Annotated in this window: 11 protein-coding genes; 6 read left to right on the top strand and 5 right to left on the bottom strand. The window is 36.6% G+C overall.

From position 1 onward, the window contains the following. The first annotated feature begins 33 nt into the window (after positions 1-33). The gene (aroF, locus tag Q0H92_RS02565) at positions 34-1974 is read left to right on the top strand and encodes a 3-deoxy-7-phosphoheptulonate synthase (protein WP_296011694.1); all 1941 of its coding nucleotides are present in this window, start codon (positions 34-36) and stop codon (positions 1972-1974) included. A 33-nt stretch (positions 1975-2007) separates the two neighbouring features. Beyond that, a complete protein-coding gene (ilvN, locus tag Q0H92_RS02560) occupies positions 2008-2499 on the top strand; it encodes an acetolactate synthase small subunit (protein ID WP_296011508.1) in 492 nt (163 codons plus the stop codon). Positions 2500-2502: 3 nt separating this feature from the next. Here the strand turns inward: ilvN and Q0H92_RS02555 are convergent, their stop codons facing one another. Next, positions 2503-2949, bottom strand: coding sequence for a hypothetical protein (locus tag Q0H92_RS02555; protein WP_296011507.1), 447 nt, complete (start codon positions 2947-2949; stop codon positions 2503-2505). Between the two features lie 45 nt (positions 2950-2994). Here Q0H92_RS02555 and Q0H92_RS02550 point away from each other — a divergent pair, with 45 nt between their 5' ends. Continuing rightward, positions 2995-4746 carry a hypothetical protein gene (locus tag Q0H92_RS02550; protein ID WP_296011504.1) on the top strand — a complete coding sequence of 584 codons (1752 nt, stop codon included), beginning with the start codon at positions 2995-2997 and terminating at the stop codon, positions 4744-4746. A 3-nt stretch (positions 4747-4749) separates the two neighbouring features. Here the strand turns inward: Q0H92_RS02550 and Q0H92_RS02545 are convergent, their stop codons facing one another. The 4 genes from Q0H92_RS02545 to Q0H92_RS02530 all read right to left on the bottom strand — a co-directional run bounded on the left by Q0H92_RS02545 (position 4750) and on the right by Q0H92_RS02530 (position 9503). Further along, positions 4750-5316 (bottom strand): MBL fold metallo-hydrolase, encoded by a 567-nt coding sequence (locus Q0H92_RS02545; RefSeq protein ID WP_296011502.1) that lies wholly within the window; start codon positions 5314-5316, stop codon positions 4750-4752. Beyond that, positions 5313-5981: a pentapeptide repeat-containing protein gene (locus tag Q0H92_RS02540; RefSeq protein WP_296011500.1), complete on the bottom strand. Its 669-nt coding sequence runs from the start codon at positions 5979-5981 to the stop codon at positions 5313-5315. The genes Q0H92_RS02545 and Q0H92_RS02540 overlap by 4 nt, the downstream gene beginning before the upstream one ends. A gap of 72 nt (positions 5982-6053) precedes the next feature. Further along, positions 6054-8276, bottom strand: coding sequence for a polysaccharide deacetylase family protein (locus Q0H92_RS02535; RefSeq protein ID WP_296011498.1), 2223 nt, complete (start codon positions 8274-8276; stop codon positions 6054-6056). Between the two features lie 18 nt (positions 8277-8294). Further along, positions 8295-9503, bottom strand: coding sequence for a M23 family metallopeptidase (locus tag Q0H92_RS02530; protein ID WP_296011495.1), 1209 nt, complete (start codon positions 9501-9503; stop codon positions 8295-8297). 60 nt (positions 9504-9563) lie between these two features. Between Q0H92_RS02530 and lepB the strand changes: the two genes are divergently transcribed. From lepB to Q0H92_RS02515, 3 genes are read left to right on the top strand one after another with little or no spacing between them, the layout of a single operon-like run. After that, complete coding sequence (gene lepB / locus Q0H92_RS02525; RefSeq protein WP_296011492.1) at positions 9564-10073, top strand: signal peptidase I; 510 nt, start codon at positions 9564-9566, stop codon at positions 10071-10073. Further along, positions 10070-11944 (top strand): penicillin-binding protein, encoded by a 1875-nt coding sequence (locus Q0H92_RS02520; RefSeq protein ID WP_296011489.1) that lies wholly within the window; start codon positions 10070-10072, stop codon positions 11942-11944. Before lepB ends, Q0H92_RS02520 begins: the two co-directional genes overlap by 4 nt. Then, the gene (locus Q0H92_RS02515) at positions 11925-13742 is read left to right on the top strand and encodes a 6-hydroxymethylpterin diphosphokinase MptE-like protein (RefSeq protein ID WP_296011486.1); all 1818 of its coding nucleotides are present in this window, start codon (positions 11925-11927) and stop codon (positions 13740-13742) included. Before Q0H92_RS02520 ends, Q0H92_RS02515 begins: the two co-directional genes overlap by 20 nt. Positions 13743-13855: the final 113 nt, after the last annotated feature.

The raw sequence follows: 13855 nt of genomic DNA, 5'->3' as shown, positions 1-13855 counted from the left end.
AAAATTCAACTGTTTGTGCTAGATTTTCTTGAAATGGTTATTGTATTAAAGAAAGATTCAACTGAAGAACAGAAAAAATATATCTGCCAGTTTTTAAAAGAAAAAAATTTCAAGCTTAATGAAATCGTCGGGGAAGAAGACACAATTATTGCCGCCGTAGGAAAAGTTTCTATGGATGTAAGGGAAGTTGAACTTCTGCCGGGCGTAAACAATGTTATTCCAATCAGCAAGCCGTTCAAACTTGCAAGCCGGGAATTTAAAAAAGAAAACACAATAATTGAAGTTCCAAATAATCGCGGACAAATAATAAGAATAGGCGGACAGCACGTTGTTTCCATTGCAGGACCTTGCGCCGTTGAAAGCCGCGATCAGATGATGGAAATTGCAGCCGCCGTAGCTTCCAGTGGAGCAGTCATGCTTAGAGGCGGAGCATACAAGCCGCGTTCATCTCCATACAGTTTTCAGGGCTTGGGAGAAGAAGGATTAAAATACTTAAAGGAAGCTGGAGAAAAATACGGACTTCCAATTGTTACAGAAATAGTTTCTGAATCTCTTATTCCGCTGATGAAAGACTATGTTGATGTCTACCAAATTGGCGCGAGGAATATGCAGAACTTTGATCTTTTAAAAAAAGTTGGAGCAATCGGAAAGCCTGTAATTTTAAAGCGAAGCTACACCGCAACATTGGAAGAGCTTTTGATGTCCGCGGAATATTTGCTTTCAAGCGGAACAGACAGCGTAATTTTGTGCGAGCGCGGAATAAGAACGTTTGAGCACGCAACACGCAACACGCTGGATATTTCCGCAGTGCCGGTTTTGCGTTCTCTCACTCACCTTCCGATTATTGTAGATCCAAGCCATGCCGTTGGAATCCGCGACAAAGTTCCTTCCATGGGACTTGCTTCCATTGCAGCCGGAGCAGACGGAATAATTGTAGAAGTTCACAATCATCCTGAAAAAGCGATGAGCGACGGAGCACAGTCTATGCTTCCTGCCCAGTTCGACAAAATGATGCATGACATTGAAGCTCTTGCGCCTGTAATCGGAAAATCAGTTGCCCATATCAGAGAAGAAAATTCTTCTGTTGTGCATTCAGGACAAAAAAATTCAAACGGAAAAATTATCTGCGTTTACAGTGGAAAAAGAGGCGCGTATGCAGAACAGGCAATTTCACGCTATTTCGATTCGCATGATGTGGAAGCCGTTTCAGTTGATTCATTCGAAGAAATTTTCCAAAGCGTTGTAGATGGAAAAGCCGACTACGGAATGGTTCCAATTGAAAACAGTCTTGCAGGAAGCGTGTTCCAAAACTACGACAACTTCAGCAGATTTGAAGACGTAAGCATTGCAGGAGCTGTAACTTTAAATATCCGCCACGCTTTGCTTGGAATAAAAGGCGCGGCAATTTCTGATATTAAAAATGTCTACTCGCATCCGCAGGCATTAAGTCAGTGCAAGAAATTTTTAGACAACCACAAAGACTGGAATTTTATAGACGCAGTTTCTACAGCAACAGCGGCTCAGTTTGTGGCAGAAAAAAAATCAAAAGAAAACGCCGCGATTGCAAGTTCGGTCAACGCTTCACTTTACAAACTCGAAATCCTTGCAGAAGACATTGAAAATGATCCGGGAAACTTTACGCGCTTTGTTGTAATTCAGGCAAACCACACTGCAAAGCCAAAAGGCGCAAAAGAAGCGAATGTTCCTGCAAACATGGCAAGTTTTATTTTCAAGACAAAAAATGAGCCGGGAGCTTTGTACAATGTTCTTGGAGTTTTCAACAACTGCGGACTAAACATGACACGGCTTGAGTCCCGCCCGATTGCAGGACAGCCTTGGAGATACTGGTTCTATGCGGACGCTGAAATTAAAAACCAAAATGCAACGGAATATGTAAAATCATTAATGGAAAAACTTTCGGATAAAGTTGAAGAAATTCGGCTTCTTGGAATTTATTCTGAATTAGGAAAATAACATTTTCTCATTGATTTTTTATAGGAGTTTGAAATGAAAAAATATGTGCTTTCTGTTCTTGTTGAAAACCATGCAGGTGTATTAAGCCGTGTGTCTGGACTTTTTAGCCGCCGCGGATATAACATCGATTCGCTTACAGTCTGCGAAACAGCAGATCCTGAAAAATCCCGCATGACAATTGTTGTTCGCGGAGATGAATATATTCTTGAGCAGATTGAAAAACAGCTTTCAAAACTTGTTGAAGTTATTTCTATTGAACACTGCGACTCTTCTTCGACTTGCCAGCGCGAAACAGCCCTTATAAAAGTAAAGGCCGCCGGAGAAAACAGAGGCGTAATCATCGAAACTTGCAGCATTTACCGCGCCCACATCGTTGACGTTTCAGAAAACGCATTGATTGTAGAAGCAACCGGAAGCGAAGAAAAAATAAGCTCATTAAAGCGGCTTCTTGAGCCTTACGGAATTCTTGAATTTTTAAAGTCCGGTCTGATTGCAATGGACCGCGGCGAAAAAGTAATGCGATAGTTTTTAAGAAAGCGGCTGGCATTTGCACCATTTTTCATCAAACAACTGCCAGCTGTTGTCTTGAACCAAAACATTTCCGGTTTTAAAAACTCTGATTCTATATGGAAAGCAGTTTTTTATTTCGTCTGGACAAAGATGAAATTCAAGGCTACTTTTTATTTTCCCAAGAATTTTTCCAAAGACAATTTCAAGATTTATTAAACTTTCTTTTTCATCTTTTAAAGAAATTATTTTTACTGGAAAAATAAATTTTTCATCTTTAAAAACTGGCTCAAGAAATTCGCAGGAAATTATTTTTTCAGGCAAAGGAAAATCAAAGAATGCCCAAAGCGGAAAAACAGGAACTGCAAAAAATTCCGCAGAGCAGTTTGAATTAAAAACAGAAATTATTTTTTTTTGAATTTTTGCAAGAAACAAAAGCGCATCTTTTCCCGGAACAAAAGCGAACATTTTATCAGTGTAGCGTAAACTAAAAAAAAAGTTTAGTATGTTTCCATGCAGAAATTCTTTTTTAAATCCTTAATATTGTTTTTGACTATTGCATTTTCATCTTGCGCATTTAAAGCCAAAAATTCTTCTGTCGGAATGAGCGGAGAAAATTTAATTGCATTAAACAAAGCTGCGGCAGAAGCAAAAATTTCAAATCCGCAGAAAAAACAATATATGTTTTTTAAATTCACAGAAAACCAAAAGGCGCATTTCAGCAACGTCCGCTACAAAAAATCAGGCGCAGGACTTTCTGTAAGAATTTCTTTTACAAAAAATTCAATTCCAAAATCCGGGGAAAGTGTTTTTGCCCTAGGCTTTTTATTTGACGATGATTTTTCAAACGGAACTTTAAAGACATCGATTTATTCAAGAAAACTTGTAACCGGAAATTTTTCAGAATTTGAATCGGAAGATTTTAAAGTTGTATTTTCAATTGCGCAAAACGACATTGTGCCAGCCGGATTTTTCGTATACGGAAATGTAAAATTCAAAATAACAGAAGCGCAGATAACAGAAGCGGCTCTTGGCTGGGAAAATGAAACTGTTCCGCTTTTTGCATTCGGACCGAGCGGAGGAAAAATAAAATGGAATTTTGATTCTGCGGATTTCAGCGATGCAAAAAATCTTTTTCCAGACCAGAACATTCCAACGCGCATAATGCCAAAAATTGAAATTGGAATTTCAGCTTCGGACGACATCGGCACTTTTAAAAATCAGAAAAGAATAACTTTTTCCGCCGGAAGTGAAAAACTTTCAATCCGACTTTCAAAAAATGAAAACTCAAAAACATTGCAAACTTCAGCATTGAAAAATCCTTTTGAAAAAATTGAACTGCAAGAAAACAAAGAGCTTGTAAAAAAAATCATAATGAAATCTTCGGATTCGATTCTTGCACAGGACACAGTCGGAAAAGTTTTATATCCATTGAAAACTGACTTGGGACTTGTAAACAACTGGCCGCAAAAAAACTGGAGACGAAACGACTACGAAATTTTTGAATGGGAACTTTTTCCCGGAGTTTTATTTTTTGATTTTGCAGATTACAAAATTCAAAATCAGTTTTTCACACGAATCGCATATTTTGTTGAAAAAGCCGGATACAAAGGAACTTTAGTTTCTGACGATTTTGTGGAAAACAAGCACGGCTACAATGCGCACGACTACAAAGCCTATGACTTGGCGAATTTCTTTTCTTTGGTTGAACAGGAAAATTTTCAGATAAACAGCTATGAAGAAATTTTAAAAGAAATTCTGATTGCAAATAAAATCATACAAAAAAGCAACGACGGATTTAAAGCCGGAAAAGGCGCAGTCGTTTCATTCAGCAGAGAATCTCCGGAATATCTTAGGCATACTTTTATGGCGCACGAAAGCTGGCACGGAATTTATTTTACTGATGAAGATTTTAGAAACATTGTTGCAACTTGCTACAATATGTTTGACGAAGGCTCTTTGAATTTTCTAAAGAAATTTTGGGAGACACAGCCGGGACTTGGTTACGACACAAACGATGAATATTTAATGCAAAATGAATTCATGGCTTACATAATGCAGCAGTCATTTTCAAATGTAAGAAATTATTTTCTTCAAGTTGCAGGACGCGGTTCAGTCAATAGAATTCAGCCTGAAAGCGCGGAATATATCAGAAACACAAATGCACAGGCTTTTGTTGATGCGGCGGAAATTCTAAACAGCTATGCTTTTGACAACTGGGGACTTGCCTGCGGAAGAGTCGCGCTTGTTCAAAGGCTGGAATAGTTTTTAAATTAAATCAATGTTAAATTGCTTTTCACTTTCAATAGTGCTTGGAGAGCCGTGTCCGGGAAAAACAACAGTTCTGTTAGGAAGTGAAAAAATTTTATCCTTGATTTTCTTGCAAAGCAGTTTATGTGAATACTGGCTCAAAGTGCTTCCTGTTACGCCAGAAATCAAAGTGTCGCCTGTAAAAATCACATCTTCAATTTTATAAACCATGCTGTCTGGAGAATGTCCCGGCACAGAAAAAAATTCAACATTGAAACCTGCAATCTTTACAATTCCATCTCCATTCAAAATCGAGCAGTCCATTCCGTAAATTCCAGCATCAGCCGCATACACTACAGGAGTATAAATTTTTTTAAGCGTCCTAAGACCTTGTATGTGGTGAGTGTGCTTGTGCGTAATCAAAACCGCAGACAATTTGTATCCGCCTTCTTCAATTAAATTTATTGTTTCCATGTCGATTTTTCCAGGGTCAACAATAATCGCTTCTTTTACATCGGGACTGTCATTTAAAATCGTGTAGCTGTTTGTAAATCCGTCTATGCACAAATGGAAATAAATTTTCATAGCTCATCTTCTCCTTCCGATTCTGAAAAATCTTCAATCAAGCCGCTTTTGTTTCTATCGATTAAAGCTTCCCGCGTATTTGAAAGTTTAAATGAAACGTGCTCTCTTGCGGAATTGTAAAATATCGCTTTTTTGAGATTGCAATTTTTCATTGATGTGTTCATAAGAATTGCGCGTATAAAACGGCTGTTGTAAAAATCCGAATCATCAAAGCTGCATTGGTAAGCTGTTATTCCGTTGTAATTGTTGTGCACCAAATCGCTTCCTGTAAAAACCACATGAATAAATTTCGAGCCGGAAAAAGAAGAAAACTGAATGTCGCTGTTCAGCATATCGCAATCTGAAAATGTTGAAAAATCAAGCGTGCATATTTTAAATTTCAAACCTGTTGAATGTATGTTTGAAAAAGTTGAATGCTGAAAATTGCAGCCGTAAAATTTTTTTCCTGAAAGGTCAACGCCATTCACGGATATTCCGTAAGCACAAAGCCCGACAATTTTTTCATGCGAATTTATATAATTCAAAAGCGATGTAAGATGACCGATTTTATCTTCCGTATGCTCAAAGCAAAAACCCGGCTCATGCGGAATAATTTCATTGTCGCGGATTACAGAAAGCGCAGGATTCTGACATTCCTTGCACTGGCATTTGTTAGTCACAAACATACTTAACTTTACGTTATTGAAAACATTTAGTCAAATAGGCATTTTCAAAGCGCAAGAAATGCAGATAAAAATTTAATGCAAATCTTTCAAAGAAACAATTTCGTATCCGTTTTCTAAAATTGAAGAAATCAGCAAATCCAGTTTTTCATAAAGATAATCGCGGCGAGTTCCGTCCATAGTTCCAATTGAAACTGGAATCACAATTCCGTCATAAAGATTTTCAGCAAATGAATCAACAAGCGAACTTGCATCCAAATATTCCTTGCCGTTTTCTTTGCTTTCTTCAAATGTAATTCTGTCGTTGAATTTGTTAAAGGCTTCAACATAATTATAACCTGCTTCCGTGCCGGCATTTTTCATAAGCTGATTTGAATGATAAAACGGAGCGTGCCAATAAAGCGAAAGTTCTTTTCCTGTCGCAGTAAAAAATTCATCTTCATTTCTTGCAAGGCCACGCTGAATAAAATCCTTGTCAACTATAAAATTATTTTCAAGCAAATCGGCGCAGCTAAAAAACATTGAAGCGCATTCGTTTCCAGAAAATGCAATCTGTTTTGCTTTGTGAGGATAACGCCGGATAAATTCTCCGTTCAAGAAAAATGTTCCTTTTACTCTAAAATCATCAAGCGTATAAAGAACTTCCGCAAGCCCTTCTGAATTTTTCAATGCGTCAAAAACAAGAGAAGCTTTTTTTAGAGGCTCTGAATATTTTTCAGTTTCTTTGTAAACAGAATATGTTTTTGTTTTTCCAGAAAGAGATCTTACATAAATTGAATTTGAAAATTTTGAATTCACTGAAGAACCAAGAAAGACTCTGTACCTTCCGTTTTTTTCTAGCCATGAAAAATTTTCTGTGGAAGACGGCAAAGTTGTTCTCCAAGTATTTTTGTCCGCTTCATAAACAAATACTTCTTTTGAAATTTCAGACTTGCACAAAATTTTTCCGTTGCTCCAGCATGGCTGGCAAGCAGAAGACAAGAAAAGAAGTTTTTCGTCTCCACGGAAATTTACAAGTTTTACAGTTTCTTCTCCGCCAATATAAATTGAAAAATTTCCATTCCAAGCAGCTGAAACAATTTTTTCCGCTGGCTTTGACAAAATATTTTTTTGCGCGGAAATATCATACACAAAAAACTTTCCGGCATCTGTATAAGCAATTTTTTTTCTATCCGGTGAAACAACTGGAGAAATGGAATTTTCAGCTTTAAACAAAAGCTCCATTTTTTCTTTTACAGAATAAGCATAGCTGACTCTCTTTGGATTTTCAAAAGAAAAAGAATCGCACCACAAAACTGGAGAAGAAGTTCCGCTCCAGAAAATTTTAAAATCATAACTGCTTCCGTCTATTTCTGAAAAAGGAAAAACACCTTCCGGCTTTAAATAACTAAGTTCCTCATTTTCCGTGGCAGAATAAATGTAAAGAGTATTTTTGCTTGAAACTACCGCAAACTTTGTTCCGTCTTCATTTGTCCAGAATTTATCTTTCAGCGGATTAAACGCATTTGGAATTCGCCCGATAATTTTTCCGCTTCCAATAAGAGCCGCGTAAAGACCTCTTGTGTAAAGTTCATTTTCTTCAATTAAAAAAACAAGGTCATTTGAAATGTAAATTATATTTCCATTTTGCGTCCACTGAACATTGTCGATTGTGCCGTTTCCAATTTTTCTATAGCTTTCAGGCAAATTTATTTTTTTGAAAAGTTCGCTTGGAGTTATAAAATATACACAGCCGTCTTTTTCATAAAGAAGAAACTTGCTGTCTGGCGACCATTTTGCATTTATGTTTTTATAGCTGAACGGAGTTTTTTCAAGGAGAACTTTTTCTTCCTGAGTTTTGCAGTCAACAACAAAAAGTTTTCCAGTTGTATTTTTTGTTTTCTTTACATAGCAAAAATAATTTCCATCTGGACTTGCAGAAATTAAATTCGCACGGCTGTAGTTTTCTGGAATTCCAAAAGCAAGAGAAGTCCATTTTAAATTTTTATCTTCAACAGAATATTTTGCAGTTCCGTATCTGTTTCTAATCTGAAGAATTTTATTTTCGTTGAGCAGCTCCATTTTTTCCGGGAAGCAAGTCAAAATCACAGGTTCTTTTTTTAATTTCTGTTCATCAAGCTGAGTGAAAAAAAGCGACTTGTAAGAAAGTGTCCCCGGAATATTTTGTTCAGCGGAAAATATAAGAAAATCGTCTTTGTTTAAATCCAGACTGCCAAATTCAATCTGAGAAAAAACTGGAAAAATGAATGCAAAGAAAACTATAAAAGTAAAACTACGAAACTTGAAATTTCTGTTCATATAAATTTCCTCTAAAATTTATTTTAAAACTGTAAGCGGATCTACAAGCTTTGAATTTTTATAAACTGTAAAATGAAGATGCGGACCAGTAGAATATCCAGTGTTTCCAACAAGTCCAATCTTTGCGCCCTGACCAACCACGTCGCCTTTTTTCGCAATGATTTTGCTCATGTGCGCATACAAAGTCTGGTAACCGTCATAATGATTTATAATCACATAATTTCCAAAGACAGAAGAAAATCCTGTATATGCAATTTTTCCGCTCATGGAAGCATAAATTGGAGTTCCTGTAGGACAAGCCATGTCGATTCCAGTGTGATGCGAAGCAACGCCAGTAAACGGATCAGCGCGCGAACCAAATCTTGAAGTGAGCCTGTATTTTATTTTCAGCGGATTTGCAAAAAGCTCGCCCATTGCCTTCCGCAAAGAATTGCTGTCGAGCCTTGCGCCCGGAATAAAAATTTTCTGTCCTTCCTGCAATTTTTCAGATGACAAATCATTTATGTCAAGCAAATCAGAAACACCAACAGAATATTTTTTTGAAATAGAATCAAGCGTTTCATTTTTTAAAACCGAATGAACAAGACCGTCCACAGAAGGAACTGAAAGTTTTTGCCCTGCATAAATTGAGCGGACGTTTCCAATATTGTTTACAGCAATCAATGTTGAAATATTTGAAAGTCCAAACTTTGAACTAATTCCGCTTATCGTGTCGCCCGGCTTTACTGTGTAATTCTGAAAAACAACAGGCTGCTTTAAAAGGACAGAATTTGCTTCAACTTTAGTTCCGTCTTCTGAAAAAATATTTCCCTCGCTGTCAAAATATGAAGTTCGGTCAAAAGCAAATTCGCTCATCGCATTGTCAAGAACCTGAAACTCATCCATTGAAACAGGATTTAAATTTATATTTTTTGCAAAGCTTTCAGAAAAGGAAATAAACTTGGAAACAAAAAAAGGTGAAGCCATGCACAAAAGCACAACTGGAACAAGCCAAGCAAATCGTGAAGCAATTTTTATCCGCTTTCCTGCAACTCCAATTTGCCCGCGAAGATTCTGAATAAATGAAAAAATATTAAAATCAGCTCTAACTGAATTTGCGCTAAAAACATTTCGTGTTCTATAAACAGTTTTTGCAGAAGCACGAGAGCCGCGCAAAACATTGTGTCGAATCAAGTGTGTAGTATTTTTTCTAAAACCAGAAGATTCCAAGCAATTTATTATTTCCATATTTTCAATATCGACAAAAAAAGTTTTTGATATTAGCAATTATTGACGATGAATATAGTAATGAAAAATAAATCGTCAGAATCAAATTTTTGGAAATATATATTCGCAGGAATTTTTATAGGCTCTGTAATAAAAATTTTTGCATTTGACATTCTTTCAGTGCAAGGAATTTCAATGGAACCTGCAATTCACGACAACGAAAAAATTTTAGTCTGCAAACTTTCATACGGAATCGTAAATCCATTCGACAATTCAACTTTACTCAGATGGAACAATGCAAAAACTGGCGACATTGTAATTTATTTTTATAAAAACAATCTCGTTGTAAAAAGGTGTGTTGCCACAGAAGGCGAATCCCTAGAATATTCATCAGATTCAGGATATACTTTGCACGTAGGAGAAAAAAATTACTCGCTTACAGAACTTCAGTATAATCTGATAAAAAACAGCCCTTGTGTTCCACGAGGAATGATTCTTGCAATAGGAGATAATTTTGAAAACTCAATTGACTCAAGAACTTACGGCTTTGTGGCTCAGAAAAATATTTTGGGCAAGGTGATTTTTAAATGAGTGTTTTTTTTAATAAATTCCGGATTGGATTTATTTTTTTTATATGCGCAGTCGGGCTGGTTTATGTTTATGTGAAATTTGTAAAGCTGGCTTTTTATCCGCAGAAAAAAACAATTACAGCTCCAGTAACAATTGAGCGCGGTTCAATTACAGACAGAAACGGAAAGCCGCTTGCAGTCCAGACAAATTTTTATCATTTCGTTGTAACTCCAAAACTCATAAAAGCTCCAGATGAATTTGCCGAAAAAGTTTGCGAACCATTAAACATGGGAATACAGGAAATAACGCAAAAAATTCAAAATGCTAAAAATGCAAATTTCATTTACATCAAGAAAAAAATTTCCCAAGAACAATACGACGAGCTTATAAAAATAATTGATGAAAATAATTACTATAATTTCACCCGCTTTGATAAAATTCCCGGTCGTCTTTATCCTGAAAATTCTTTAGCAAGCCAGCTAATTGGCTACATGGGCGATGACGGAACAGGACTGAGCGGAATTGAATATTCCAAGCAAAACATTCTTTCCCCAGAGCCGAATCCTGACGCAACTGGAACAATCCACGGAAGCAATGTTTACTTAACAATTGACTCTGGACTTCAGTATAAGCTTGAAAAAATTGCAAAGCAATCAATGGAAGAAACTCAGGCTGAAAGTTTGATGCTGATTGCCGCTGATGCAAAAAACGGAGAAATACTTTCATACATAAGTTTGCCATCTGCAAATTTAAATGAATACACTTCCGCTTCAACGCAGGAAATGACAGACAGGGCATCTGTTACAGCTTACGAGCCGGGAAGCGTATTTAAAATTTTTTCAGTTGCATCATTTCTTGATTCAAAATCAATTACTGCCGATGACAGTTTTTTGTGCGACGGAATTTATCAAAGGCGGACTTCCGCAGGAGAAACAATCAAGATAACTTGTCTCGACCATCATGGCTGGCTTAACGCAAGAAGCGCACTGAAATATTCATGCAACGATGCGCTGGCACAGATGAGCGAAAAAATAACAACGGAAGAATTTTTGTCTTACATCAGGCGGTTTGGATTTGGAGAAAGAACTGGCGTTGAACTTCCGTCCGAAACAAGAGGTTCTGTAAAAAATCAAAATGACAGATACTGGTCTGCACGAAGCAAACCCACGATGTCAATTGGCCAGGAAATAAGTGTGAGCGCGCTGCAAATGGTTCAAGCTGCAACTGTTCTTGCAAACAAAGGCGTTCAAATAAAACTGACGTTTATAAAAAAAATAGCGGACATCGACGGAAAAACTGAATATGAACATGAACCGACTTACGGAAACCGTGTTTTAAAAAGTTCGACTGCGGACTATCTTTTAAGCTGCATGGAAACAACCGCAAAAAGCGGAACAGGAACAAGAGCTTCGTTAAGAGACATTTCAATCGGTGTAAAAACCGGAACTGCACAAATGGCAGATACCGTAAACGGCGGATATAGCAACACAGATTTTCTTTCAAACTGCATGGCGATTTTTCCAATTGAAAATCCGCAGATTGTTTTGTACATCGTTATTGAAAAAGCAAAAGGCGAAACTTACGCCGGAAGAATTGTAGCACCGGTAATTGCAAAAGCCGCCGATGAAATAATCGATCACCTTGGAATCAACCGTGAAGGAGCCGCAAGCCTTGAGCATTCAGGCAGAATCACAATAAAAGAAAATTTGCCTCTTTCAATTGGAAAAGTTGTGCCGGATTTTACAGGACGACCAAAAAGAGATTTGCTTCCGCTTTTAGCAAGAGATGACTTGAACTTTGTAATAAAAGGCGAAGGCTGGGTTGCCGCTCAAACTCCAGAGCCCGGAACACCAATTACGGAGAATATGACTATTGAACTCGATTTGGAATAAAAATTATTCTTTGTTTAAAGAGCGTTTTCCAGAACTCTCAAATTCACTGGAAGTTAAGTTTTCAAATGAAATTGAATTTGAAACTGCAAAAAACGGAAGCCTTACTGCGAAAAGAAAAAATCTTTTGCTTCATTCAAAGTACAATCCTGAAAAAGAAGCTGACAGCCTTGTAAACAGTTTTGACTCAGAAAAAAAAGACACTGCAATTTTTCTTGGATTCGGCTTAGGCTACGGACCTGTAGAATTTGCAAAAAAATTTCCAGAGCCAACTTTGATTATAATTGAAGAAGATACTACAGCTTTTTTTTCAGCATTAAACGCAATAGATTGGTCGCCAGTTTTTGAGCACAAAAAGTTGATATTTATAATTGGAGCTTCCATCGAGCAAACCGCCGCATTAATTTCAAACTGCTCATATTCTAAAACTCATATTTTTAAAACCAAATCTCACACTGCGCACAACCAAGAATATTTTGATTCAGTTGAAAATATAATTTTTCAGCACAAACAAAAGGAAGAAGTCAACACAAACACTCTCGAAAAATTTTCAAGGCTTTGGCTGAGCAACAGTTGCAAAAATTTAGATTACATTGAAAAGCTTGACGGAGTAAATAAATTCTTAAATAAAGCAAGTGGAATTCCTTTTGTAATTATAGCAGCAGGTCCGACTTTAGAAAAAATTCTTCCGCACTTGAAGGAAATAAAAGACAGAGCAATAATTGTCTGCGTAGACACTGCTCTTCATTCGTGCCTGGAATTTAACATTGAGCCGGATTTTATAATCCTCGCCGATCCTCAATATTACTGTTCACTCCATCTTGAATTTTTAAAATCGCCTGAATCCATTCTTGTTACAGAAATCGCAGTTTATCCTTCTGTGTTTAGATTTCAGTGCAAAGAAATTGTTCTTTTTTCTTCAATGTTTCCAATTGGAAAATTTTTTGAAAATAATACTAATAAAAAAGGTTTGCTTGCAGCCGGCGGAAGCGTAACAACAACAGCCTGGGACTTTGCAAGAATGTGCGGAACTTCTGAAATTTATTTAGCCGGAATGGATTTAGGATTTCCAAATAAAGAAACTCACATCAGAGGCTCAAAGTTTGAAGAAAAAATTCATTGTGAAAGTTTCCGTATAAAAACTTCCGAAACAAAAAATATTGAGACTTTGTTTTCTGCCGCTCCATTTTATGCAAAAGACTACAACGGAAATGAAATTCTAACAGATAAAAAAATGCAGCTTTTTTCATGGTGGTTTGAAAAGAATTGCACAAATGCAGCCACTCAAGGAATAAAAACTTTTTCACTTACGCCAGAAAGCCTTGCAATAAATGGAATAGAAAAATTCAGTTTGGAAGAATTTCTTTTAAAACCTGTTATAAAAGATAAACGAAAAATATTTTTTGAAAAGGCTCAAGAAAATAAGAAAAAATTATCAAAGCCAAAAGAAATTTCTTTTGAACAGCAAAAAAATCAGTTCGGTGAAAACTTAAAACTTCTTGAGTCCCTTGCAAAAAGAGGAATCAATCTTTGCAGCAAAGCACTCCGCTCGCCTCTTTCAATTCCAGAAGTTTTTAGCAAGCTCAATGAAATAGATCAAAAAATTTCATCGTCTTCCGCAAAGGATGCCGCAGCCCTTGTATTTCCAACACAAAGACAGCTTGATTCTCTTTCAGAAAAAATTCCCAACAATTCTGAAGCAGAAAAAAAACTTTACAGCATACGCTATTCAAATTTGATTTACACGGAACTTTTAAAATCAATAAATCTATATAAAAAATTTTTTCCAAATTCCAATTAAAGTTTTCCAAAGCCTCACCGATAATATAAACGTGCAGTGATAGAAATTTACTACGGGCGGTTCTTTGAGAAATCTTAGAGGACATCCAGACGTCTGTAAAGAATTTCCATACA

This window comes from uncultured Treponema sp. (assembly GCF_934725225.1).
Taxonomy (GTDB): Bacteria; Spirochaetota; Spirochaetia; order Treponematales; family Treponemataceae; genus Treponema_D.
The sequence above is the reverse complement of the archived record's forward strand: the minus strand, read 5'-3'. Positions and strand labels throughout refer to the sequence as shown.